General features: G+C 43.5%; 20 protein-coding genes. 2 read left to right on the forward strand and 18 right to left on the reverse strand.

Features of this window, described 5'->3' with window-relative positions:
• Nucleotides 1-15: 15 nt before the first annotated feature.
• The 5 genes from ISX45_RS15030 to ISX45_RS15050 form a co-directional block, all read right to left on the reverse strand.
• Nucleotides 16-1,302 (reverse strand): UDP-N-acetylglucosamine 1-carboxyvinyltransferase, encoded by a 1,287-nt coding sequence (locus ISX45_RS15030; RefSeq protein ID WP_181555368.1) that lies wholly within the window; start codon nucleotides 1,300-1,302, stop codon nucleotides 16-18.
• Between the two features lie 110 nt (nucleotides 1,303-1,412).
• A complete protein-coding gene (fsa, locus tag ISX45_RS15035) occupies nucleotides 1,413-2,051 on the reverse strand; it encodes a fructose-6-phosphate aldolase (RefSeq protein ID WP_181555367.1) in 639 nt (212 codons plus the stop codon).
• Nucleotides 2,052-2,154: 103 nt separating this feature from the next.
• The gene (locus ISX45_RS15040) at nucleotides 2,155-3,018 is read right to left on the reverse strand and encodes a class II fructose-bisphosphate aldolase (RefSeq protein WP_181555366.1); all 864 of its coding nucleotides are present in this window, start codon (nucleotides 3,016-3,018) and stop codon (nucleotides 2,155-2,157) included.
• Between the two features lie 221 nt (nucleotides 3,019-3,239).
• Nucleotides 3,240-3,602: a response regulator gene (locus tag ISX45_RS15045; protein ID WP_181555365.1), complete on the reverse strand. Its 363-nt coding sequence runs from the start codon at nucleotides 3,600-3,602 to the stop codon at nucleotides 3,240-3,242.
• A 151-nt stretch (nucleotides 3,603-3,753) separates the two neighbouring features.
• Entirely contained in the window at nucleotides 3,754-4,632 is an 879-nt protein-coding gene (locus ISX45_RS15050) for an IS982 family transposase (RefSeq protein WP_194519340.1), read from the reverse strand.
• A gap of 147 nt (nucleotides 4,633-4,779) precedes the next feature.
• Between ISX45_RS15050 and ISX45_RS15055 the strand changes: the two genes are divergently transcribed.
• Nucleotides 4,780-5,316, forward strand: a complete 537-nt coding sequence (locus tag ISX45_RS15055; RefSeq protein WP_181555364.1) for a DUF2529 domain-containing protein — start codon at nucleotides 4,780-4,782, stop codon at nucleotides 5,314-5,316.
• 53 nt (nucleotides 5,317-5,369) lie between these two features.
• Here ISX45_RS15055 and ISX45_RS15060 read toward each other — a convergent pair whose 3' ends face one another.
• From ISX45_RS15060 to ISX45_RS15100, 9 genes are all read right to left on the reverse strand, one after another.
• Nucleotides 5,370-6,965 carry a CTP synthase gene (locus ISX45_RS15060; RefSeq protein WP_181555363.1) on the reverse strand — a complete coding sequence of 532 codons (1,596 nt, stop codon included), beginning with the start codon at nucleotides 6,963-6,965 and terminating at the stop codon, nucleotides 5,370-5,372.
• A 174-nt stretch (nucleotides 6,966-7,139) separates the two neighbouring features.
• The gene (rpoE, locus tag ISX45_RS15065) at nucleotides 7,140-7,694 is read right to left on the reverse strand and encodes a DNA-directed RNA polymerase subunit delta (protein ID WP_194519341.1); all 555 of its coding nucleotides are present in this window, start codon (nucleotides 7,692-7,694) and stop codon (nucleotides 7,140-7,142) included.
• A gap of 179 nt (nucleotides 7,695-7,873) precedes the next feature.
• Nucleotides 7,874-11,131, reverse strand: coding sequence for a fused isobutyryl-CoA mutase/GTPase IcmF (gene icmF / locus ISX45_RS15070; protein ID WP_181555362.1), 3,258 nt, complete (start codon nucleotides 11,129-11,131; stop codon nucleotides 7,874-7,876).
• A gap of 21 nt (nucleotides 11,132-11,152) precedes the next feature.
• A complete protein-coding gene (locus ISX45_RS15075) occupies nucleotides 11,153-11,782 on the reverse strand; it encodes a TetR/AcrR family transcriptional regulator (protein WP_181555361.1) in 630 nt (209 codons plus the stop codon).
• A gap of 29 nt (nucleotides 11,783-11,811) precedes the next feature.
• Nucleotides 11,812-12,951 (reverse strand): acyl-CoA dehydrogenase, encoded by a 1,140-nt coding sequence (locus tag ISX45_RS15080; protein ID WP_181555360.1) that lies wholly within the window; start codon nucleotides 12,949-12,951, stop codon nucleotides 11,812-11,814.
• A gap of 21 nt (nucleotides 12,952-12,972) precedes the next feature.
• Nucleotides 12,973-14,106, reverse strand: coding sequence for an acyl-CoA dehydrogenase (locus ISX45_RS15085; protein ID WP_181555359.1), 1,134 nt, complete (start codon nucleotides 14,104-14,106; stop codon nucleotides 12,973-12,975).
• A gap of 33 nt (nucleotides 14,107-14,139) precedes the next feature.
• Nucleotides 14,140-14,991 carry a 3-hydroxybutyryl-CoA dehydrogenase gene (locus ISX45_RS15090; RefSeq protein WP_194520729.1) on the reverse strand — a complete coding sequence of 284 codons (852 nt, stop codon included), beginning with the start codon at nucleotides 14,989-14,991 and terminating at the stop codon, nucleotides 14,140-14,142.
• An 86-nt stretch (nucleotides 14,992-15,077) separates the two neighbouring features.
• Nucleotides 15,078-16,259 carry an acetyl-CoA C-acetyltransferase gene (locus tag ISX45_RS15095; RefSeq protein WP_181555357.1) on the reverse strand — a complete coding sequence of 394 codons (1,182 nt, stop codon included), beginning with the start codon at nucleotides 16,257-16,259 and terminating at the stop codon, nucleotides 15,078-15,080.
• A 182-nt stretch (nucleotides 16,260-16,441) separates the two neighbouring features.
• On the reverse strand, nucleotides 16,442-18,541 hold the full coding sequence (locus ISX45_RS15100; protein ID WP_194519342.1) for a (Fe-S)-binding protein: 2,100 nt from the start codon (nucleotides 18,539-18,541) through the stop codon (nucleotides 16,442-16,444).
• 199 nt (nucleotides 18,542-18,740) lie between these two features.
• Here ISX45_RS15100 and cls point away from each other — a divergent pair, with 199 nt between their 5' ends.
• The gene (gene cls, locus ISX45_RS15105; protein WP_194519343.1) at nucleotides 18,741-19,928 is read left to right on the forward strand and encodes a cardiolipin synthase; all 1,188 of its coding nucleotides are present in this window, start codon (nucleotides 18,741-18,743) and stop codon (nucleotides 19,926-19,928) included.
• A gap of 32 nt (nucleotides 19,929-19,960) precedes the next feature.
• On the opposite strand, the gene ISX45_RS15110 is transcribed toward cls, so the two are convergent.
• The 4 genes from ISX45_RS15110 to speB form a co-directional block, all read right to left on the reverse strand.
• On the reverse strand, nucleotides 19,961-20,128 hold the full coding sequence (locus tag ISX45_RS15110; RefSeq protein ID WP_181555354.1) for a XapX domain-containing protein: 168 nt from the start codon (nucleotides 20,126-20,128) through the stop codon (nucleotides 19,961-19,963).
• A gap of 119 nt (nucleotides 20,129-20,247) precedes the next feature.
• Nucleotides 20,248-21,918, reverse strand: coding sequence for an arginine--tRNA ligase (gene argS, locus ISX45_RS15115; RefSeq protein ID WP_194519344.1), 1,671 nt, complete (start codon nucleotides 21,916-21,918; stop codon nucleotides 20,248-20,250).
• Nucleotides 21,919-21,921: 3 nt separating this feature from the next.
• Nucleotides 21,922-22,353 (reverse strand): YwiB family protein, encoded by a 432-nt coding sequence (locus ISX45_RS15120; protein ID WP_181555352.1) that lies wholly within the window; start codon nucleotides 22,351-22,353, stop codon nucleotides 21,922-21,924.
• 134 nt (nucleotides 22,354-22,487) lie between these two features.
• Nucleotides 22,488-23,369 (reverse strand): agmatinase, encoded by an 882-nt coding sequence (gene speB, locus ISX45_RS15125; RefSeq protein ID WP_181555351.1) that lies wholly within the window; start codon nucleotides 23,367-23,369, stop codon nucleotides 22,488-22,490.
• Between the last annotated feature and the right edge of the window lie 4 nt (nucleotides 23,370-23,373).

Consider the following 23,373-nt stretch of genomic DNA (forward strand, 5'->3'; position numbering starts at 1 on the left):
TCTCCCCTTCGTTGCCTATGAATTTTGTACTTGCTCAATCTCCTCATCCGTCATTTTTTCCCGCCAAATGGTTGCGCCTAATCCTGTTAACTTTTCGACAAGATGGCTATAACCTCGATCAATATGTTCTAATCCTGTAATCTCTGTAAGACCTTCTGCCATCAACCCGGCAATGACAAGAGCAGCCCCAGCCCGCAAATCGCTTGCTTTCACTTTTGCTCCTTGCAATTGCACAGGACCTGTCACAATCGCAGAACGCCCTTCTACTTTAATATTGGCGTTCATTCTTCGCAGCTCATCAATATGCTTAAAGCGAGCGCTATAAATTGTATCGGTCACCATGCTCGTCCCTTCTGCTTTCGTTAACAAAGCCGTAAACGGTTGTTGCAAGTCGGTTGGAAAACCGGGATACACGAGCGTTTTCACATCTACCGCTTTCAAATGAGAATGACCCATGACTAAAATTTGATCATCGCTTGTTTCCACATGCACGCCCATTTCTCGCAGTTTTGCTGTGAGCGATTCGACATGTTGTGGAATGACATTATCAATAATCACTTCTTTCCCCATCGCTGCACCTGCAATCATAAACGTACCGGCTTCGATACGGTCGGGAATAATGGAGTGACGGCAGCCAGACAATGTTTCTACTCCATCAATGCGGATGACATCCGTCCCCGCACCTTTAATTTTTGCTCCCATATTGGACAGCAAGGTGGCAACATCAATAATTTCCGGCTCTTTTGCCGCATTTTCAATAATGGTGCGCCCTTTTGCACAAACGGCAGCTAACATAATGTTAATCGTTGCCCCGACGCTCACAACGTCTAAGTAAATGCGAGCACCGCGCAATTCGTCGGCGCGCAAATAAATTGCTCCCTGCTCGTTTGTCACTTTGGCTCCTAATGCTTCAAAACCTTTAATATGCTGGTCGATCGGTCGAGGCCCCAAATGACATCCGCCAGGCAAGCCGATGACGGCCTTTTTGAAACGACCTAACATGGCTCCCATTAAGTAGTACGAAGCACGTAATTTTTTCACCTTTCCGTTCGGGAGAGGCATGGATACCATATTTGTCGGATCAATGGTTGCCTGTTTTCCATCAAAATGAAATGTTCCGCCAATTTCTTCAATCAACTGTCCTAAAATCCGAACATCCGAGATATCTGGCAATCCTTCGATGGTGACCGGTGATTGGGCAAGAATCGTGGCAGGGATTAAAGCTACGGCGCTATTTTTTGCTCCGCTGATTTTCACCGTTCCTTGTAAAGGATCGCCACCGATAATTTTCAGTTTTTCCATTATGGTCTCCCTTCTAGCGAAGATGACTGCTATTTGTGCAAGTGTACAAGGAAACAGTTCGCTACTCACCGATTCACTTTACTTTACATTTTAGACAAAAATCCGCTTTTTTATCGTTTGTTCCAGTCTGCCAGAAACTTCTCAATGCCTTGATCCGTTAACGGATGTTGGAATAATTGCATTAATACTTTGTACGGAACAGTCGCAATATGCGCACCTCTTAAAGCCGCTTCCGTCACATGGAGCGGATGACGGATGGAGGCAGCGATAATCTCTGTATCGATTCCGTGAACATCAAAAATAGTAGCGATCGTGGAAATGAGTTCAAGACCGTTATGACCGATATCGTCTAAACGACCAAGAAACGGGGAAACATACGTTGCTCCGGCACGAGCTGCTAAAAGTGCTTGGTTGGCTGTGAAAATCAACGTAACATTCGTTTTAATCCCTTTCTCACTAAACACTTTAACCGCTTTTAGCCCCTCTGGTGTCATCGGAACTTTAATCGTGATGTTTGGGGCGATTTTCGCAAGCTCTTCCCCTTCTTGAATCATTCCTTCCGCTTCCGTCGAAATCACCTCAGCGCTTACGGAACCGGATACAATTTTGGTAATCTCACGGAGGCGATCATGAAACGAAACGTTTTCTTTCGCCACAAGGCTTGGGTTCGTCGTGACCCCGGCTAAAACTCCTAATTCATTCGCTTTTTTTATTTCTTCTAGATTCGCCGTATCAATAAAAAATTTCATGATGAAAGTCCCCCTGGTCTTTTTGTTTAAGAAAAAGGAAAACGCGCTAACTTGACAACGGCCCGTTGTTTCCGTTATGCGGTTTTCCTTACTTATGCGAACGTTATTCGCTCGCTTTTCCTGAAGAACCAAACTCACGCATTTTACCGATGACCGTTTCTTTGATCGCGTCACGGCCAGGACCAATGATTTTGCGTGGGTCGTACACTTTCTCGTCTTTGGCTAATACTTCTCGAACAACTTTAGTAAACGCTATTTGGTTTTCAGTATTAACGTTAATTTTCGACGTACCTAAAGAAATTGCACGCTGAATTTGTTCCGTTGGAATACCTGTTCCACCATGTAAAACGAGTGGTACACGCGTTAAATCGCGGATGATTTCCATTTCTTTAAATCCTAATTTTGGCTCTCCTTTATAAGGACCGTGAACAGAGCCTAATGCAGGAGCTAAACAGTCGATACCTGTCCGTTTGACAAGCTCCTCGCATTCTTTCGGATCAGCATAAATAATTCCATCTGCGACTACATCGTCTTCTTGACCGCCGACGGTACCTAACTCCGCTTCAACGGACACGCCGCGCGCATGGGCATACTCGACGACTTGAGACGTAATCTGAACGTTTTCTTCAAACGGATGATGGGAAGCATCAATCATGACAGAGGTAAAACCAGCATCAATCGCTGCTTTACATTTTTCAAAGCTGGAACCATGGTCAAGATGGATTGCGACCGGAACGGTAATGTTCATATCTTCGATTAAGCCTTTTACCATGTTCACAACCGTTTTAAAGCCGCCCATGTAACGAGCTGCTCCCTCAGACACACCAAGAATGACTGGAGATTGTTCTTCTTGTGCCGCGGCTAAAATCGCCTGTGTCCATTCAAGGTTGTTAATGTTAAATTGACCGACGGCATATTTTTCCGCCAATGCTTTGTTGAGCATTTCTTTCATTGATACTAAAGGCATTGTAATGTCCTCCTTTTCTAGCTTCGCCTTTCTGAAAAAATCTGATGCTATGCGTAGCATCGCCGTTTGTTGTTTCATATATGTATGAAAGGCGCAATTCTACTTACGTTATAAGCATACCAACTTCCAAAAAAAACAGCAACATTATGAAGCTTGACGAATCATACAAAATTATGAAATTTGACGAATCATGCAAAAAGTTGACGAACACGGGATCATTCTTATACCGATAAATGTTTTTTTACTGCTTCACGCACCTCATCAATATCAAACGGCTTGGCAAAATGCATAATCGCGCCCAATTCTTTCGTTTCTTGAATCATGTCAAGTTCACCGTAAGCGGTCATAATAATGACTTTGATATCTTGATCAATCTCTTTAATGCGCTTCAATATTTCAATTCCATCCATACCAGGAATTTTCATATCAAGTAATACTAAGTCTGGATGATGCTTCCGAACAATCTCCAATGCCTGTACTCCGTTAGCAGCTTGAAAAGTTTCATATCCTTCCTTTTGAAACACTTCGTTTAACAAAATTCGAATCCCGTATTGATCGTCGACAATTAAAATTTTATTACTCATCCCTTCGCACCTCAATTCTTTGTTTTCGTCAAATGTATTAGTTTCACATTTGTCTACTATTTTCCTGCTGCTTTTTGCTCGATTAATGACAAATTACCGTGCAGCGGCTGTTTTATCATATAATAAAGTAACCCGTGGTGCTAGTTGAGTCTTAACGCTCAACTAGCCCAAGAACAACAAGCGAGTAAGTCAGTAAAATACCATCCAGTGCCGTTTCAAATCCAGAAACCGAGTTCGCTCGAATCTCGGTGATCCGATACGAATCGACTAAAATCGAAAACACGGTTTCCACCACTTTACGTTTTCGCTTCATCCACTGTTTCCATGCGTCCGATTGGCGAATTCGCTGATTTTTTCGAACGGGCGTCCAAAAAGCGACTCGGTGCTCTTCGTACAGCTTCTTTTGCAGCTTTTGGCTGATATACCCTTTGTCACCGAGGTTATACGGATGTGGAATTTGCGTCATGACGGTTTCAGCGGCCACCCGGTCGTGACAAGACGCTTCGGTGACAACATATCCCATCGGAAGCCCTTGGTCGGTGACCTGCAGGTGAAGTTTCCACCCATAGAAAGTGATCCTTTTGGAAGCACAATAGCCAATATCGGCAATTCCACGGAATCGTTTGACGCGATGCATTCGAGCTGAATGACACAGCTCGATCGGCAAGCTGTCCACGACCGCATACGCATGGTGTTGCCCACGCTTGGCCAGCTGGTGCCGAATCCACTTGATCGCAAAGCTAAGCGCTCGGCAGCGACGGTTGTACCGAGAACGCTCAGGGAACAAGTCCTTGGGAAACAAATTCCCAATCACAAACCGATGCCAAGCCCGTTCGGAAGTGAAGCCCAACAACTTTCCAAGGACATGGATGGTGATGATGACTTCGTCTTTCTGTTTCAACAAATGACGATTTCGACGTTGAAGAGGAATCTGGATACTCGATAGTTGAGCCGATACAAAAAGCAAAATCGATGCATATTGTTTTTGAAGTTTGACACGATCTGTAGTAAAATGAAAGTGCTCTTGCATGGGGATTCTCCTTTCGAATGGTAGGTCGCACTTTCATTCTACAGGAGATTCGCCAGGCAAGAGCTATTTTTTATGCTTGTTTGATTTTATCTAGCACCACGGGTAATAAAGTATACTTTACTAAATAGAAGAAAGGGGAGTACAATCTTGAAAATCTTTGTAACGCAGTTAACAGGTTATTTGCAAAAAATCGCTGAGAAAGAAGAGATGTCAATCGAAGATGGAGCGCGGTTGCTGGCCCAAGCAATCATCGGGGAAGGGCGCATTTTGCTTCACGGATTCGAAGAAATGGAAGCAGTTGTTGTGGAAGCAACAAAAGGGCAAGAAAAACTGCCAAAAGTGGAACGTTTAATGCAACATGGGCGCATTCGTGACGATATAGATGAGACAGATTGCATTTTGCTTATTACGCGCTTTTCAAACGATGAAAAAGCCATCGAAGTAGCTACACACGTAAAAGAGAAAGGCAGCCAAATAGTAGCGATATCAGCAGTAGTGCATGACGAAGGGGCATCGCTTGCGGATGTGGCTGATGTACATATTGACAGCAAACTCATAAAACCGCTTATTCCAAAAGACGACGGAACACGCTTCGGATTTCCTGCTGTCATTACCGCTTTATTCGCTTACTATTGTCTGTTTTTTACTATTAGTGAAATTCTGGAAGAATATGAAGAGATATAAAAATACAAACAACAGGACTATCTTTTTGCGAAGATAGCCCTGTTGTACACAAATTATTGTTTTAACGACGCTTTGACAAATTCGCGGAACAACGGCTGCGGTCTTGTTGGACGCGACGTAAATTCTGGATGGAATTGCGCCGCGACAAACCACGGATGGTCTTTTAGCTCAATGATTTCGACTAAACGGCCGTCTGGACTTGTACCAGAAAAGACAAAACCGTGTTGTTCCATGACCTGGCGATATTGGTTGTTAAATTCGTAACGATGGCGATGACGTTCATAAATAACTTCGTCTTGATACGCTTCATACGCGAGCGTTCCTTCTAACAATTTGCAAGGATATAGCCCTAAACGAAGCGTTCCGCCTAAATCTTCAACGTCTTTTTGTTCCGGCAATAAATCAATGATTGGGTGCGGTGTGTTCGGATTAATTTCTGCCGAATGAGCGCCCTCTAATCCGACGACATGGCGGGCAAACTCAACAGAAGCGAGCTGCATCCCCAAACAAATTCCAAGGAAAGGAACCTTCTTTTCACGGGCATAGCGAATCGCTTCAATTTTCCCTTCAATGCCACGATCGCCAAAGCCGCCAGGAACAAGAATGCCGTCAACGTCCTTTAATAGCTCTTCTACATTTTCACGGTTCACATGCTCAGAATTCACCCATTTAATTTCTACGTCCGTATCAAAGACATACCCTGCATGACGAAGCGCCTCAACAACCGAAATGTACGCATCTTGCAGCTCAACATATTTACCAACAAGAGCGATTTTTGTTTTGTTAGAAAGATTGCGCACTTTTTCGACGAGTGCTTTCCATTCTGACATATCCGCTTCTTTACAGTTTAATTTTAAATGCTCACAAACAATTTGATCTAATTTTTGCTCCTGAAGCATTAACGGAACCGCGTATAACGTATCTGCATCACGCGCTTCAATAACGGCTTTCGGGTCAATGTCACAGAACAAAGCGATTTTATCTTTCATATCTTGAGACATCGGCATTTCCGTGCGAACAACGATGACGTTTGGTTGAATGCCGAGGCTGCGAAGTTCTTTGACGCTATGTTGTGTCGGTTTTGTTTTCATTTCTCCAGCCGCTTTAATATATGGAACGAGAGTACAATGAATGTACATGACATTTTCACGGCCAATATCGCTTTTAATTTGACGGATTGCTTCTAAAAACGGCAGCGACTCAATATCACCGACTGTACCACCGATTTCAGTGATAACAACATCAGCATTAGTTTCACGACCAGCGCGAAAAACACGCTCTTTAATTTCATTTGTAATGTGAGGAATGACTTGTACCGTACCGCCTAAATAGTCGCCGCGGCGCTCTTTTTTCAAAACAGTAGAATAAATTTTTCCCGTAGTCACGTTGCTATATTTATTTAGATTAATATCGATAAAACGCTCATAATGGCCTAAATCAAGGTCGGTTTCCGCCCCATCGTCAGTGACAAACACTTCTCCATGCTGATATGGACTCATCGTTCCCGGGTCGACGTTAATATATGGGTCAAACTTTTGAATCGTCACATTGAGCCCGCGATTTTTTAACAAACGTCCTAATGATGCCGCTGTGATTCCTTTTCCTAACGATGAAACAACACCGCCGGTTACAAAAATATATTTTGTCATTTCAAGTTCCCCCTTGCCGAAATATATGTAACACTTAAAGTGTGTACAAAATGCAAAAATAAAAAACGCTCCTCTTACATTCACTAGTAAGGGAGCGATATAATTTTTAAATCATCAATTTTTAAAGAGCCCAAATAAGATTCTACATAGTCTGGTCTATAAAGTCAAGGGGAATCATTCTTCCTCTTCTTCTGGCTCGTCAATGTCAAGATCTTCGTCTAACTCTTCGTCTGCTAAATCAAATTCATCTTCGTCGAGAAGCTCATCGTCAAATGTATCCGCTTCATCCAGATCGAATTCATCATCGTCAAGAAGATCGTCGTCAAGATCGACATCTCCTTCATCTTCATAGTCATCGAGATCATCGTAATCAAGGTCTTCGTCATCTATGATTTCATCGTAATCCTCAAACTCATCCAATACTTTCTTCTTCTTCTTCGGTTTGATGGTTGGTACTGTTTCTTCTTCAATTTGATCATATGGATACCAGGAACGTAGACCCCAACGATTTTCTCCGATACAAATAAACCGGCCGTCAATATTTAAATCTGTATAAAATTGCGCGATGCGCTCTCTTACTTCGTCTTCAGATAAGTGTATTAGCGCAGCAATTTCTTGAACAATCTGTTGAAATGGCAATGCTTCCTTTTTTTCTGTCATCACTAAATAAGCAAGTTCGACAAGTGACATTTCTCGTAATTCTTCTGGAGAGTATTGCTGCAAACTCAAATTTGGCACTCCCTTTCTATGTAATAAACTTTTCGTTACCGGTACAATATTATGAATGCGATTAGAATACATACCATTCATTATAAACAATTTCCCTTCGTTTATGCTAGTTCCTTACTTAAAAAATTGCTATTTTTCCAGTGAAAAAGGGAAATCGACAATCGATTTCCCATGTATCATTACATGTTGCGGCGATATTGGCCGCCGACTTCGTATAAAGCGCGCGTGATTTGTCCGAGACTCGCCACTTTAACTGTTTCCATTAATTCTTCGAAAATATTTCCGCCGCTTATGGCTGTGTGTTTTAACCGCTGTAATGCTTCCTCGACTTTATCTTTATTTCGTTCTTGGAATTTTCGTAAGTTGGTAATTTGCAATTCTTTTTCTTCATAGGAAGCTCGCGCAAGCTGAATATTGTTTAATTCTTCTTCGGACGGAGGATTTGGGTTTAAATATGTGTTCACTCCAATAATCGGAAGCTCTCCGCTATGTTTTTTCATTTCATAGTACATCGATTCGTCTTGGATTTTGCCGCGCTGATATTGCATTTCCATCGCGCCTAGCACGCCGCCGCGGTCATTGAGGCGTTCAAATTCTTTTAATACTGCTTCCTCTACTAAGTCGGTGAGCTCTTCAACAATAAATGAGCCTTGCAATGGATTTTCATTTTTCGTTAAACCGTGCTCTTTTGTAATGATTAATTGAATTGCCATCGCACGACGGACCGACTCTTCGGTCGGTGTCGTGATCGCTTCATCATAGGCATTCGTGTGTAATGAGTTGCAGTTATCATGAATTGCCATGAGAGCTTGTAACGTTGTGCGAATATCGTTAAAGTCAATTTCTTGAGCGTGCAGCGAACGGCCGGATGTTTGAATATGGTATTTTAATTTTTGGCTTCGTTCGTTCGCCCCATATTTTTCGCGCATGACAACAGCCCAAATGCGACGGGCGACTCGACCGATGACAGAATATTCCGGATCCAATCCGTTGCTGAAGAAGAATGAAAGATTTGGTGCAAATTCATCAATCTTCATGCCGCGGCTTAAATAATATTCGACATACGTAAAGCCGTTTGCTAATGTAAAGGCAAGTTGGGTAATTGGATTTGCTCCTGCTTCAGCAATATGGTAGCCGGAGATGGAGACAGAATAATAGTTGCGTACGTTATGTTTAATGAAGTATTCTTGAATGTCCCCCATCATCTTTAACGCGAATTCCGTAGAGAAGATGCACGTATTTTGTCCTTGGTCTTCTTTTAAAATATCCGCTTGTACCGTACCGCGAACCGCTTGTAATGTAAAGGTTTTCACTTCTTCGTATTCCGCTTCTGTTAGCGGGCGGCCTAGTTCCTCTTCGCGTTTTTCGACTTGCTGATCGATCGCTGTATTCATAAACATTGCTAAAATAATAGGCGCTGGGCCATTAATCGTCATAGAAACAGATGTGGATGGATGGCATAAATCAAATCCTTTATAAAGCTTTTTCATGTCGTCTAACGTACAAACACTGACGCCGCTCTCGCCGATTTTTCCGAAAATATCCGGACGATAATCAGGATCTTCACCATATAAGGTTACCGAGTCAAAAGCTGTGCTAAGCCGTTTAGCTGGGTCATCTTTACATAAATAGTGGAAGCGGCGATTCGTTCGCTCCGGCGTTCCTTCCCCTGCGAATTGTCGTTTTGGATCTTCGCCTTGTCGCTTAAATGGAAAAACTCCAGCGGTATAAGGGAATGAACCCGGTACGTTTTCTTTATAGACCCACCGTAAAATTTCGCCATAGTCTTTAAACTTCGGCAGCGCCACCTTTGGAATCTCTAATCCAGCCAAGCTTTTTGTCGTTAATTCGGTCACAATTTCTTTACCGCGAATCTTGGTGACAAATTGTTTAGCTGCATATTTAGCTTTCACGTCTTCCCATGAAGCAAGAATCCGTTTTGATTCCGGGGTTAGCTGTTGTTCATAGTGCTGTTTCAATGCTTCGAGAGATGCTAGCACTTCTTCGTTTTGTTCGCGCTCTTTTACTGCCTCGATGGCTCCCTCTACTTGAAACAAGCGGCGAGCGATTTCGACTTGCCGCTCTACGTTTTTATGATAGTTGCGAACCGTTTCGGTAATTTCACGTAAATAGTAACGTCGTTCATTTGGAATAATGACATTGTGCTTTTGGACATCGGTAACTTTCTCAAGAGTAGTCGTCCAATTTGTCCCCGATTTTTTATTAATCAAATCAATCAGAGCAACAAATAGCGTATTCGTTCCCGGATCGTTAAATTGGCTCGCAATTGTGCCGTACACCGGCATTTCCGATAAATCTTTATCGAATAGCTGATGGCTTCGTTGGTATTGTTTTTGCACTTGACGTTTCGCATCTTCCGAGCCTTTGCGCTCAAATTTGTTAATGACAATGAGGTCGGCATAGTCAATCATATCGATTTTTTCAAGCTGCGTCGGCGCACCGAACTCACTTGTCATGACATACATGGAAATGTCACACACTTCTGCAATGGCTGCATCCCCTTGACCGATTCCGCTCGTCTCTATGATGACTAAGTCAAATCCGGACGCCTTGACAACATTAATCGCGTCTTTGATGGCAAGCGACAACTCCGAACGCGAATTTCTCGTCGCCAAGCTGCGCATATAAACACGCGGAGAGTTAATCGAGTTCATGCGAATGCGATCGCCTAACAGCGCACCACCTGTTTTTTGCTTCGTTGGATCAACGGATAGTATCGCTACTTTCTTTTCCGGAATTTCGTTGAGGAAGCGACGGACTAATTCGTCTGTTAACGAGCTTTTTCCAGCTCCTCCCGTACCAGTAATGCCAACGACCGGAACCGGTTTTGTGAGCGCTTTTACTTTCTCAAGGACATTCTCGGCGGTAGCGGCTGCTTCTTTGGAAACGCCAATGCGATTTTCACAAAGGGTAATCAAGCGAGCAATCGCTTGATTATCCCCGTCTGGAAGACGTTCAAGCTCATCGGTAATTTCTTTGACGGTCGGAAAATCGCATTCTTCCATCATGACATTAATCATTCCTTGCAAGCCGAGAACGCGACCGTCTTCCGGTGAAAAAATGCGAGCGATTCCATATTCGTGCAATTCTTTTATTTCCCTAGGAATAATGACACCGCCGCCGCCGCCATAAATGCGGATGTGGGAAGCACCATATTTCTGCAAGAGGTCATACATGTATTTAAAAAATTCAACGTGCCCTCCTTGATAAGAAGAAATAGCGATTCCTTGCACATCTTCTTGAATAGCAGCGTTAACAATTTCTTCGGCCGAACGATTATGACCTAAATGAATCACTTCAGCACCGCTTGCTTGCAAAATGCGGCGCATAATATTAATCGATGCATCATGGCCATCAAACAAACTCGAAGCTGTCACAAAGCGAACATGATGTTTCGGACGGTAAATGTGAACCATTCTCTCTCCCCCTTTTTTTCGTTATGACCGCTTCTCCATAATTCCCCTTAATAATAAATCTGTCTGTAATTCAATGTATTCTTCGAGCGTGTACATTTTCTGCAACGCCCAACGCCGAAACGCCCACATTTGTCCTAAGACAAAAATGTTGTGAGCAAACAGCTGAATTTCTTGCTCTGTTAGCTGAAATACTCCATTGTTCACACATGTTTGTAAAATTTTTTCAAACATCGCAACCATTTGCATTTCTTTGTTTAGCACATACGGCAACGATTCTTTGCTGAGCGACTTTGCTTCTTGATACATGACAAGCACTTCATCTTGCAAGTCATCGATGACTTTGAAATAGCGGGCAATCGCCAATTTGAAACTTTCGATCGTACCGTGATGAGTACCAATGTCTTTTTCCATTCGTTCGTGTACTTCGTCGTAAATACGGTCGCATACTAAATACAGCACGTCTTCTTTTTGGCGAATATACTCGTAAAGCGTTCCAATGCTAAAACCGGATGCCTTCGCGATCTCCCTTGTCGTCGTACGATGAAACCCTTTTTGCTTAAAAAGAGAAATTGCACCTTTAATCATTTGATTGCGTCTTTTTTTCACAAGCCGCTCATCTTTCACTGATGCTAACACTTCGCGCTTTTTCATGTTTATCACCTACAAGAATAGCCTGCCGTTTACTTTGTAAGCATTCGTGAAATGACAAGCCGTTGGATTTCTTGGGTTCCTTCGTAAATTTGCGTAATTTTTGCATCGCGCATAAACCGCTCAACCGGATAGTCTTTCGTGTAGCCGTATCCCCCAAAAATTTGGACAGCATCGACTGTAACTTTCATCGCAGTATCGCCTGCGAATAATTTGGCCATCGCTGAAGCTTTTCCATATGGAAGTCCATTCGTCTCCAACCATGCTGCTTGATAGGTTAATAGACGCGCTGCTTCAATCGCGGTAGCCATATCCGCTAATTTAAAGGCAATCCCTTGTTGTTCGGCAATCGGCTTTCCAAATTGAATCCGCCCCTTCGCATATTCAACCGCCGCATCGAGCGCCCCTTGAGCGATACCGACCGCTTGTGCGGCAATGCCATTCCGTCCGCCATCTAATGTCATCATCGCAATTTTAAATCCTTCTCCTTCTTGGCCGAGAAGGTTTTCTTTCGGAATGCGGCAATCTTCAAAAATTAGTTCCGTTGTCGGTGAAGAACGAATGCCTAATTTTTTCTCTTTTTTACCGATGGAAAAGCCCGGCGTACCTTTCTCGATGATGAACGCACTAATACCTTTATGTCTTTTCTCCGGATCTGTGACGGCGAAAACAACGTAAATTTCCGCTTCACCGCCGTTTGTAATCCATACTTTAGAACCGTTCAGTACGTAGTAGTCTCCGTCCAATACCGCTCTTGTTTTCATCGAAGAGACGTCCGAACCTGCACCCGGCTCCGAAAGACCATAAGCACCAAGTTTTTCTCCTGTAGCAAGGGCGCGCAAATATTTTTGCTTTTGTTCCTCCGTTCCGAATTTATAGATTGGCCAGCTTGCCAGAGAAATGTGTGCCGATAACGTGACACCTGTGGAGGCACAAACTTTTGATAGCTCTTCAACAGCAATGACATACGCTAAATAATCGCTGCCGATACCGCCGTATTCTTCCGGCCACGGAATCCCTGTTAAGCCGAGCTCAGCCATTTTATTAAAAATTTCGCGGTCAAACCGCTCCTCTTCATCGCGCTCCGCTGCGGTTGGAGCTACCTCATTTTTAGCAAATTCGCGAACCATCTTTCGGATCATTTCATGTTCTTCGGTTAATTGAAAGTTCATGTCCCCATCCCCCGATCGTTTTTATAATTGCTTGCTAATGACAATGCGTTGAATTTCGCTTGTTCCTTCGTAAATTTCGCAAATTTTCGCATCGCGGAACAGCCGCTCTACCGGATAATCTTTCGTATATCCGTTACCGCCGAAAATTTGCACCGCTTCAATGGCTGCTTCCATCGCCGTTCTTGACGCGAATAATTTCGCCATCGATGCTTCTTTGCCGCAAGGAAGCCCAGTCGCACGTAAAAATGCGGCTCGATAGACAAGCAGTCTGGCTGCTTCTACCGCTGTAGCCATATCGGCAAGCTTAAACGCAACGCCTTGCTGTTCAGCAATCGGCTTTCCGAATTGAATGCGCTCTTTCGCATAAGCGGCCGCATATTCTAGCGCTGCCTCAGCGATGCCAAGCGACTGAGCAGCGATGCCGATGCGTCCAGCGTCGAGATTCGCCATCGCGATTTTAAACCCCTGTCCTTCTTCGCCTAACAAATTTTCAGCTGGCACTTTTGCATCTTCAAACAAAATTTGTACCGTTCTTGACCCGTGTAGCCCCATTTTCTTCTCATCTTTGCCGACAATAAAGCCCGGTGTATCTTTTTCGACAATGAATGCGGAAATGCCGCGGCTCCCCTCTTCATTCGGATTCGTACGTGCAAACACGATATACGTATCCGCCTCGCCGCCGTTGGTGATAAACACTTTTGAGCCGTTTAACATATAGTAGTCACCTTGGCGAATCGCTTTCGTTTTTAAACTTTTCGCATCTGAGCCAGCGCTCGGTTCTGTTAGACAAAACGCTCCTAAATACTCGCCGCTTGCTAATTTCGGTACATACTTTTTCTTTTGTTCCTCTGTTCCGAAATAAAGAATCGGGTTAGTACCGACGGATGTATGCACCGATAAAATGACGCCGACCGTTGCACTCACTTTCGAGATTTCGTGAATCGCAATGATATAAGAAATAAAGTCCATCCCGGCTCCGCCGTATTCTTCTGGAATCGTAATCCCCATTAAACCAAGCTCAGCCATTTTACGTAAAATGTCGCGCGGAAACTCCCCTTGTTCCATTCGCTCGACAAATGGGGCGATTTCGCTTTGTGCGAATTCTTTGACCATTTTTCGCATCATTTCTTGTTCTTCAGTAAAATGTAAGTTCATGTACATCCACCCTCTTTGCTGAATGTTAGCCGATTACTCGTACGTGTAAAATCCCCTTCCTGTTTTGCGACCGAGCCAACCAGCTTTCACATATTTTCTTAACAATGGGCATGGACGGTATTTATCATCACCAAATCCTTCATGCAATGTTTCCATAATGTATAGGCATGTATCTAAACCGATAAAATCAGCAAGCGTCAGCGGCCCCATCGGGTGATTCATCCCCAGCTTCATCACTGCGTCAATCGCTTCTTTCGTAGCTACTCCTTCGTATAGTGCGTAAATCGCCTCATTGATCATCGGCATTAAAATTCGGTTGGATACAAAACCCGGAAAATCGTTCACTTCTACCGGCACTTTGTTCAATTTTCGTGTAATATGTTCAATCGTTTCATACACATCATCGGCTGTCGCTAAGCCGCGAATAATTTCCACAAGTTTCATGACCGGAACGGGGTTCATAAAATGCATGCCGATCACTTTTTCCGGTCGTTTCGTTGCTGCGGCAATCTCCGTAATCGGAAGCGAGGAGGTGTTCGTTGCTAAAATGGTATGCGGAGGAGCAAATTCGTCTAGTTGCGCGAAAAGTTTTGTTTTGACCTCCATATTTTCAACAACTGCTTCAATGACTAAATCCACTTCGCTTGCGTTTTGTAAATCTAAAGAAGTGGTAAGCCGCCCTAACACTTGTTCTTTTTCTTCTTCCGTCATTTTTCCTTTTTCGACTTGACGGGTTACATTTCTCGTTATCGTTGCAAATCCACGATTGATATGATCCTGTGTGAGATCATGCAAAATGACATTATATCCCGCCATGGCACATACTTGTGCAATTCCTGACCCCATTTGTCCTGCACCGACAACCATGATTGTTTTTATATCCATCATTTCATCTCCTATCGCCAAATCTTTTTCGAAAATGGAATGCGCTGCTGTCTTGAAGAGCAACAGCGCTTATACGTATGGACTCATTAATCGACTTGCACCATAATCGCATCGCCCTGGCCGCCGCCGCTGCAAATCGCTGCGATACCAATTCCGCCGCCGCGACGTTTTAATTCATGAATGAGCGTAACGATAATGCGCGCACCGCTCGCGCCAATCGGATGACCTAGCGCAACCGCGCCGCCGTTCACATTCACTTTCTCCGGATCAAGCCCGGCGATTTTGATGCTAGCAAGCGCAACGGCAGAGAATGCTTCATTGATTTCAAACAAAGCAATATCATCCACTGTTTTCCCCGTTTTTCGAAGCAATTCGTTAATAACAAGTCCTGGCGTTTTCGGGAAATCTTTCGCTTCAACAGCAATGGAGGTATGCGCAAGAATGGTAGCAAGCGGCTTTCTTCCTTCACGTTCCGCCCTCTCTTCGCTCATTAAGACAAGCGCGGCTGCTCCGTCGTTTACCCCAGGAGCGTTTCCGGCTGTAATTGTGCCAGTTGGGTCAAACACAGGAGCCAATTTCGCTAACTTATCAAGCGATGTATCTCTGCGCGGAGCTTCATCGTGTTCAATAAGAAGCGGGGCACCCTTGCGCTGCGGAATTTCGACTGTCACAATTTCTTCCGCTAATAACCCAGCTTCGATCGCGGCAATCGCGCGCTGATGGCTACGATACGCCCACGCATCTTGCTCTTCTCGAGAAATCTCTAATTCTTTCGCTGTTTCACTTCCATAAATCCCCATATGAACACCGGTAAAACTGCACGTAAGCCCGTCATGCACCATTAAGTCTTTCACGGTGGAATCGCCCATGCGGAACCCCCAACGCGCCTTCGGTAATACGTACGGGGCATTGCTCATCGACTCCATTCCCCCAGCGACAATGACTTCCCCATCGCCAGCGCGGATAATTTGGTCGCCAAGCGTCACGCTGCGCATGCCTGATGCGCATACTTTATTAATCGTCTCTGTTCTTACTTCCCACGGAATATCGGCATAGCGCGCCGCTTGACGGGACGGAAGTTGGCCTTGCCCACCTTGAAGCACCGTTCCTAAAATCACTTGATCGACTTGTTCGCCGCTTACGTTCGCACGTTTCAATGCCTCTTTTATGGCAATGCCTCCTAATTGCGCGGCTGTAAGCGAACTAAGCGAGCCACCGAATTTCCCAAACGGTGTACGAACCCCACTTAAAATGACCGTTTTTCCCATAGTCCTCTCTCCCCTTTGCTTATATGTGTGAACACAGTCAGCTGACAGAGAAAGCGATTACAAAAAAATGCAGACTGAACGCTCGCTCGATGCTGACGGTCAGGAGAAGGAGCACAAATTGGCACACCTTCTCAACCTATTATACTAACTATTTTAAAAAATGAGAATTATCTATTTATTTTTTATGAAGCGATCTCGTTTTGCTCACCGAATACCGCCTTTTCTAACAACTCAGCAATATCGTAAGTAGCAACTTTGTCTTCAACTTCTTTTGCTTTTGTTCCGTCTGTTAACATCGTTAAACAATATGGGCAACCGGAACTAATGACGGTTGGATTGACCGCAAGTGCTTGCTCGGTACGGGCAACGTTAATACGATTCCCTGTCGTTTCTTCCATCCACATTAAACCGCCGCCGGCTCCACAGCACATTCCTGTTTCGCGGTTGCGCTCCATTTCGACAAGCTTGATTCCCGGAATGGCACGTAAAATGTTGCGCGGCTGCTCATACACTTCGTTGTAACGACCGAGATAACAGGAATCATGGAAGGTTACGATTTCATTGACTTCATATTTTGGAACTAGCCGACCTTCTTCCATCAGCTTCGCTAACAGTTCCGTATGATGATATACTTCCGCTTCAAAACCAAAGTCAGGGTATTCGTTTTTAAATGTGTTATAGGCATGCGGGTCAATCGTGACGATTTTTTTCACGCCCGCTTTTTCAAATTCAGCAATGTTATTAGATACTAATTCTTGGAATAAAAACTCGTTTCCTAAACGGCGCGGCGTATCACCAGAGTTTTTCTCTTTATTCCCTAAAATTGCAAATTTCACGCCCGCTTCATTTAACAATCTTGCAAACGCTAAGGCAATTTTTTGACTGCGGTTGTCAAAGGAACCCATTGAGCCAACCCAGAACAAATATTCAAATTCCTCGTTAGCTTTTTGCATTTCTTTCACTGTTGGAATATGCACATCTTCGCGCAACTGGCGCCAGTTTTCTTTCTCTTTTCGGTTGAGTCCCCACGGGTTGCCTTGACGTTCGATATTCGTCATCGCCCGCTGCGCATCCGGGTTCATTTTTCCCTCTGTCAACACAAGATAGCGACGAAGATCGATAATCTTATCGACATGCTCGTTCATAACCGGACATTGATCTTCACAGTTGCGGCATGTCGTACACGCCCAAATTTCTTCTTCGGTAATGACATCGCCTATCAAGCTTGGCATTTCTAATGTCGCCGCTTGTTCTTGCACCCCTTGTGCCGCAAACGCCAACTGGTTTCCTCGTGTATGTTTAAATGCAAACGTCGGCACCCAAGGCGCTTTTGACGTAACAGCCGCTCCTTTTTCTGTTAAATGATCGCGTAATTTTAAAATTAAATCCATCGGAGAGAGCATTTTTCCTGTCCCGGTAGCCGGGCACATGTTTGTACATCGACCGCACTCTACGCAAGCGTATAGATCGATAAGCTGTGTTTGTTTGAAGTCTTCAATTTTGCCAACACCAAATGATTCTTGTGTCTCATCTTCAAAATCAATTTTTTCAAGCTTTGGTTTAGACAAACGGCTGAAAAAGACGTTGACAGGCCCGGCAATTAAGTGAGCGTGCTTCGATTGCGGCACGTACACTAAGAACGTAAGCAAAATGAACAAATGAACCCACCATGCGACATAGAAAAGAACCGCTGCTCCTGTTTCACCAACCCATTGAAAAGTACTGGCGACCAGTGACGCGACAGGCTCGCTCCATGCCGCTTCCTCACCGTGCCAAATTATGCTCATTCCGTTTCCGAATAAAACGGAAAGCATGAGCCCGCCGATAAAAATGAGCACTAATCCCGCTTTGAAATCGCGTTTTAAACGGACAAGCTTTTCAATATAGCGGCGATAAAACGCCCAAAATACCGCGATTAAAATGAGCAATGTGACAATCTCCTGGAAAAACGTAAACCCCGGATAAAGAAAACCTAACGGGAGATGGGCATCTGGAACGAGACCTTTTATAATAAAGTCAATCGCTCCAAATTGCACAAGAATAAATCCATAGAAAAAGACGACGTGAATAATCCCGCTTTTTTTGTCTTTTAACAGCTTTTTCTGACCAAATACATTGACCCAAATTTTGTGAAAACGTTCTTTTACCTTTTCATCAAACTCGACTTTTTTGCCTAGTTTAATATAGGCAATACGCGTTTTTACCAAGTAAGCAAACAAGTAAATAGCGTAAGCGGTTACAAGTAAAAAAGCAAGAAAATTAATCACTAACAACGCACTCAAGATCCAACTCCCCTTTCCCCTTTGTTGACGAATCCCTAGCAAAAATATTTTCAAGAGATTAAATTTTCAGAATTATACCTTGCGTTTATTTTACATAATGAATGAGCATTCAGTCAATAATGTTTTTTACAAGTTATCCTGCTATTTTTTTGCAACAAGGGTACATTAATAAGTAACGAAAAAAACAGGAGGAAACGAAATGGTTGTTTTGCTTCTTGTTATTATTATACTAGCGCTCATCATGCTTGATGAAAAGCTCGGAGAAAAAATGTATCAATCGAAAAGAATGCAAACAAAATACCCGCGACGTCACAGCGATTTTTCTTTTTTTATGAGCGGACCCCACTTATTTTCTGATTACTTTCAAACGATTCGTGAAGCAAACCACCATATACATGTGTTGTTTTATATCGTAAAAACAGATGAGATTAGTCAACAATTTTTCGACCTATTAAAACAAAAGGTGCAGGAAGGAGTTGAAGTACGCCTTCTCGTCGATTGGGTCGGAGGCTTTGAATTGCCAAAGAAAATGATTCGTTCTCTTGAAGAAAGCGGAATTCAATTTGCTTATGCTCATAAACCGACGTTTCCTTTTTTCCTTTACAAATTAAACCGACGTAATCATCGAAAAATTACAGTGATTGATGGACGAATTGGATATATCGGTGGATTTAATATTGGCAAAGAATATATTGACCAAGACCCCGACTTCGGAGAATGGCGAGACTACCATTTAAAAATGACCGGCGAAGGAGTCAATGACTTACAAGCCCAATTTTGTCACGATTGGAAAGAAGCAACGAAAGAACAGATTAAGGGTAAGAAATATTTTCCAACCCTTCCGAAAGGAGCAATTTCCCATCAACTCATCGCTACGAACGGTCATTCATTAGAGCAAAAATTTATTCGTTTCATTCACCAAGCAAAACAAGAAATTATAATTGGCACTCCTTACTTTATTCCGGGCCATGACGTCATGAAAGCATTGCTTGAGGCATTACAACGTGGGGTGAGTGTCACCATTCTCGTACCGCTGAAAGCAGATCATCCTTTTGTAAAAGAAGCGGCTTTTCCGTACTTTTACCGCTTGTTAAAAGAGGGAGCGCATATTTATCAGTTTTATCAAGGATTTTATCACGCTAAAATAATGGTCATTGACGGAGAATGCTGCGATATTGGGACCGCCAATTTTGATAAACGAAGCTTTTTCTTAAACAGTGAAATTCATTGTTATATTTATGATCAGAAGTTTGTACAGCAAGTAAAAAACGCCATTCAGCAAGACCTTGCTCGCTCAGAGCGACTTACTCTCGATTTTTGGCGGCACCGTACGATATGGCAACGAGGAAAAGAATCCATTTCGACGTTGATTTCTGGATGGTTATAAAAATAATGTTGAGGGGCCTCCCTCAACATTATTTATTTCCAAAAATAACTAATCCATTGAAATACTTTCATCCCTAAATAGACACCGATAATGCCAGAAATACCTGCTAGCGCAGGCGGAGCTGGAATAGGCAAGCGAAACAACGTAAATAAAAAACCGACGACCATGCCGGTAATCAATGATAAAATAACTTCTTTCATCATGACTTCCTCCATTTTCATTTTTATTGTCATTATGCCCATGAGAAAGAGGGATGACTCAAAAAGTTAGAGGCCATCCCCTTCTTTTCCCACTCGTTATACATAATATGGGACGAAATCTACATTTTTTCTGGGGCAGATACACCAATTAACGCAAGCGCATTTTGCAGCGTGATTTGTACGGCTTTCATTAACGCTAGGCGCGCGCGGCTTTTCTCTTTGTTTTCTGAATCCAATACTTTTTCTGCATTATAGAAGCTATGCAAAGCGGAAGCTAGTTCAAAAATGTAGTTTGTAATGCGATGCGGCATTCGCTTTAATGCTGCCTCTGCTACCGCTTCTGGAAATTCGCCAAGTTTTTTCAATAGATCGATCTCTTTTTCTGATTGAATATGATCAAGCTGCAATTCGCCTTCGTATGATAATTGTTGCTCTTCGCCTTGACGAAGAATGCTGCAGACGCGCGCATGGGCGTACTGTGCATAGTACACAGGATTTTCGTTCGATTGAGAAACGGCTAAATCCATGTCGAAGTCAAGATGCGTATCGCTAGAGCGCATCGCAAAGAAGTAACGTGTCGCGTCAAGTCCCACTTCCTCCATTAAGTCACGCATCGTCACCGCTTTGCCGGTACGTTTGCTCATTTTCACTTTTTCGCCGTTTTGATACAAACTTACCAATTGAATAATTTCCACTTCAAGCACATTAGGATCATAACCAAGCGCTTCAATCGCCGCTTTCATGCGCGGAATGTACCCATGATGGTCCGCACCCCAAATATTAATCAGCTTCGTAAAACCGCGCTGTAATTTATCTTGGTGATAAGCAATATCTGGGAGCAAGTACGTATAAGAACCATCCTGCTTAATAAGGACGCGGTCTTTGTCGTCACCGAATGTCGTCGAACGGAACCATGTCGCGCCATCTTTTTCATAAATATGACCCCGTTCCCGCAATGTCGCTAACGCTTGATCAATTTTTCCGTTTTGATATAAAGACGTTTCTGAATACCAGACATCAAACGTGACGCGGAAATCAGCTAAATCTTTTTTAATCTTGTCCAATTCATAATTTAGCCCATATTCGCGGAAAAACGCTAAACGCTCTTGTTCATCCATATGAACGTAACGGTCGCCATGCTCATCAGCAAGTTTTTTCCCAATTTCAATAATATCGTCGCCATAATATCCGTCTTCCGGCATCTCTTTATCGAGGCCTAGCGCTTGAAAATAGCGGGCTTCCACCGATTTTGCTAAGTTGTAAATTTGGTTGCCGGCGTCGTTAATATAATACTCACGCGTTACATCAAAGCCGGCCTTCGCTAAAATATTACATAATGAATCGCCAATCGCTGCACCGCGAGCATGGCCTAAATGCAAATTACCCGTTGGGTTCGCGGACACAAACTCGACTTGTACTTTCTCACCTTGTCCGACATTCGTTTCCCCATAAGAGGCTCCGGCTTCAATAATCGTCGGAATTAAATCCGTTAAATAACGGTTGTTCATGTAAAAGTTAATAAAGCCGGGACCAGCAATGTCGATTTTTTCAATCGATGCCTTCGTTTTATCAAAATGATTGATAATCTCCTCAGCAATCGCACGCGGCGCTTTTTTCGCAATGCGCGCCAGCTGCATCGCCATGTTTGTTGAATAGTCCCCGTGCGCTTTCTCCCTCGGTACTTCCAAAATGACGTTCGGCATTTCCTCTTCGTTCGCAAGCCCTGCTTTTAACACCGCATTTCTAATTTCTTCCTTTATTCGTTCCTTCATTTGTTCGACAATGTTCATGACCTATGCCTCCTTAAATGTCATCGTGATCGTATGACGTCCTACTTGTTCACGTTGCAATTCAAGCATGTAAGATAAAAATAAATGCCCTTTTTTCGTTTTTTCGCTATATCGAAATTCGATATTGTCTGTTTTTGTTTTCATTGTCCAAGTACCGATTGGACTTTCGTAATGCCCAACCGTTTCTTCCTTTTTGCGAAACACATGACGCATATGAATCGCACCGGAACGAAGTATTCTCACTTCCTCATCCGTAATTTTGACAACCGTTTTCACTTTGCCTGCTTCTTGTTCTTCCTCAAAGGTTAAATACACAGCATTTTCTTTTACGTAGTATAAACCATTTGTTTCAAACACAACAGTCTCTTTGCGAAACCCATCTCGAATGTCCGTGACTTGCTTGAGATGAATCGGGATTCCGTTTGTTTTTTCCACGATAAACCCTTCCTTATAAACAAACACATTGTAACTTTATTAAGTATAAAGGAATGCTTTTACAATGTTCAAGAGTCTAGGTGCTACTTCATAAATAAAACCCCGCCTCTGACGAGAGACAGGGTTGTCAGCCATTATTTTCGTTTTTGCACCCAACCAAGAATCATTTCGCGAACGAGTTTGCTTGCGGTATTGGCAGTTTGCTCGGAGTGGTCATACACTGGCGCCACCTCTACTAGGTCGGCTCCAACCACTTTAATATCGGATTTCGCGATTTCATGAATCGCTGCCAATAGCTCTTTTGATGTAATACCACCAGCATCGACCGTTCCGGTTCCTGGCGCATGGGCCGGGTCTAATACATCAATGTCAATTGTCACATACACAGGTCGGCCCGCGAGTTTCGGAAGTACCTCTTTCAACGGCTCTAGCACTTCAAATTTGGCGATATACATACCGTTTTCTTTTGCCCATTCAAATTCTTCTTTCATTCCGGAACGAATGCCGAATGAGAAAACGTTTTTCGGCCCGATCAGTTCTGCGGCTTTGCGAATCGGCGTTGAATGAGAAAGCGGTTCTCCTTCGTACTGCTCGCGCAAGTCCGTATGCGCATCCATATGAATAATTGCTAAATCTGGATACTTTTTATACATCGCCTTAATGACTGGCCAAGAGACGAGATGCTCTCCACCAAGACCAAGCGGGAACTTGTCTGCTGCCAAAATTTTGTCAACAAACTCTTCAATCATATCTAAACTGCGCTGCGCATTTCCGAACGGAAGCGGGATATCGCCAGCATCAAAATATTTTACTTCCCCAAGCTCGCGGTCTAAATACGGACTATACTCTTCTAAACCGATAGACACTTCGCGAATGCGCGTTGGGCCGAATCGAGAACCAGGGCGATAGCTTACCGTCCAATCCATCGGCATGCCGTAAATAACGGCTTCGCTTTCTTCAAAATTCGGATGGCTTTTAATAAATACGTTCCCCGAATAAGCTTCATCAAATCGCATAAAT

The sequence above is a fragment of the Thermaerobacillus caldiproteolyticus genome (assembly GCF_015326725.1).
Classification (GTDB): domain Bacteria; phylum Bacillota; class Bacilli; order Bacillales; family Anoxybacillaceae; genus Thermaerobacillus; species Thermaerobacillus caldiproteolyticus.

Bases quoted from the DNA above. Each gene is read 5' to 3' on its own strand.
- ISX45_RS15030 (WP_181555368.1), bottom strand. From the start codon at position 1,302: ATGGAAAAACTGAAAATTATCGGTGGCGATCCTTTACAAGGAACGGTG.
- fsa (WP_181555367.1), bottom strand. From the start codon at position 2,051: ATGAAATTTTTTATTGATACGGCGAATCTAGAAGAAATAAAAAAAGCG.
- ISX45_RS15040 (WP_181555366.1), bottom strand. From the start codon at position 3,018: ATGCCTTTAGTATCAATGAAAGAAATGCTCAACAAAGCATTGGCGGAA.
- ISX45_RS15045 (WP_181555365.1), bottom strand. From the start codon at position 3,602: ATGAGTAATAAAATTTTAATTGTCGACGATCAATACGGGATTCGAATT.
- ISX45_RS15050 (WP_194519340.1), bottom strand. From the start codon at position 4,632: ATGCAAGAGCACTTTCATTTTACTACAGATCGTGTCAAACTTCAAAAA.
- ISX45_RS15060 (WP_181555363.1), bottom strand. From the start codon at position 6,965: ATGACAAAATATATTTTTGTAACCGGCGGTGTTGTTTCATCGTTAGGA.
- icmF (WP_181555362.1), bottom strand. From the start codon at position 11,131: ATGGTTCACATTTACCGTCCGAAACATCATGTTCGCTTTGTGACAGCT.
- ISX45_RS15075 (WP_181555361.1), bottom strand. From the start codon at position 11,782: ATGAAAAAGCGCGAAGTGTTAGCATCAGTGAAAGATGAGCGGCTTGTG.
- ISX45_RS15080 (WP_181555360.1), bottom strand. From the start codon at position 12,951: ATGAACTTTCAATTAACCGAAGAACATGAAATGATCCGAAAGATGGTT.
- ISX45_RS15085 (WP_181555359.1), bottom strand. From the start codon at position 14,106: ATGAACTTACATTTTACTGAAGAACAAGAAATGATGCGAAAAATGGTC.
- ISX45_RS15090 (WP_194520729.1), bottom strand. From the start codon at position 14,991: ATGGATATAAAAACAATCATGGTTGTCGGTGCAGGACAAATGGGGTCA.
- ISX45_RS15095 (WP_181555357.1), bottom strand. From the start codon at position 16,259: ATGGGAAAAACGGTCATTTTAAGTGGGGTTCGTACACCGTTTGGGAAA.
- cls (WP_194519343.1), top strand. From the start codon at position 18,741: ATGGTTGTTTTGCTTCTTGTTATTATTATACTAGCGCTCATCATGCTT.
- ISX45_RS15110 (WP_181555354.1), bottom strand. From the start codon at position 20,128: ATGAAAGAAGTTATTTTATCATTGATTACCGGCATGGTCGTCGGTTTT.
- argS (WP_194519344.1), bottom strand. From the start codon at position 21,918: ATGAACATTGTCGAACAAATGAAGGAACGAATAAAGGAAGAAATTAGA.
- speB (WP_181555351.1), bottom strand. From the start codon at position 23,369: ATGCGATTTGATGAAGCTTATTCGGGGAACGTATTTATTAAAAGCCAT.